The 903-nt window shown below is 76.0% G+C and carries 1 protein-coding gene and 1 pseudogene; one reads left to right on the top strand and one right to left on the bottom strand.

Translation table 11 applies throughout. From position 1 onward, the window contains the following. Positions 1-94 (top strand): annotated as a pseudogene (locus G5C65_RS39955) (TIGR03086 family metal-binding protein); the annotation flags it as partial. A gap of 130 nt (positions 95-224) precedes the next feature. Here G5C65_RS39955 and G5C65_RS37810 read toward each other — a convergent pair. Beyond that, the coding region (locus G5C65_RS37810; protein WP_165303595.1) for a bifunctional DNA primase/polymerase at positions 225-903 on the bottom strand (679 nt) is incomplete at its 5' end.

The raw sequence follows: 903 nt of genomic DNA, 5'->3' as shown, positions 1-903 counted from the left end.
CTTCGGGGCGGTCGTCCCGGTTCCGGAGAGCGCGCCGCTGCTGGACCGGATCGTCGGACTCACCGGCCGCGACCCCGCGTGGACCGCCCGCTAGGGGGTGTCCGGCGGATCGCGCCGGGTCGGGGCTGCCCCTGGCTGCGCGTCGCGGTCTGCGGGTGGTGTGCGGCGGAGCCGCATGTCAGACAGAGGCTGGTGCCGGGTACGCAGGATCCGCTGGACGCCCTCTACAGGCGGGCCGAGCGGTGGGAGGCGGAGGCCAGTGTCGCGCGGGCCTCATGCTCGGACAGGCCCGTCGCGACGGCGGCCTCGACCAGCGCCCCGGCCAGCTGAGGGCCGTGCCCCGTCTCGTAGGCGCGGCAGGCGGCCCAGAAGAGCCGCGCGTTGCGCTGGCCGACGCCGGCGCCGCGCACGAAGTGGACCAGGGCCGCGCCCTGGGCGCGGCCGTTGGCACCGCCGTTGCCGTCCTGGCGGTGCGGGGGCGGTGCCGGTGGCAGCGGCGGGGACAGCAGCGGCAGCAGCCGTGCCGGTACGGGCGCGGGCGCGCGGGACTGCGAGCCGGGGGCCAGCCGGTAGGCGCCGCGCACGGTGACGGATCCGGGGCCGACGAGATAGCCGCCGAGGCCCCGTACGTCGATACCGGGCCCGAGGCGCCCCGCGGAGTTGGGGACGGTGGTGTCGCTCGGGCCGCGCAGCCACAGATGCCGGCCGCCGCTCGGGGTGAGCACGGTGGTGGTTCTGGGAATGGCGAACTCGCGTTCCTCGGCCAGGTGTTCCAGCGCGGACAGCGAGTCGATGCCGTTCTTGACGTCGAGGTCGAGCCCGACGAGGTGGAGCGGGGGACGGCCGCAGGCGATGCCGTAGCCGGTGGCCCAGGGGGCGGCGGCGAAGAGCTGTCTCTTATAA

The sequence above is a fragment of the Streptomyces boncukensis genome, assembly GCF_011045075.1.
In the GTDB taxonomy this organism is placed as follows: Bacteria; Actinomycetota; Actinomycetes; order Streptomycetales; family Streptomycetaceae; genus Streptomyces; species Streptomyces boncukensis.
This window is presented reverse-complemented; position numbering and strand designations above follow the sequence as displayed.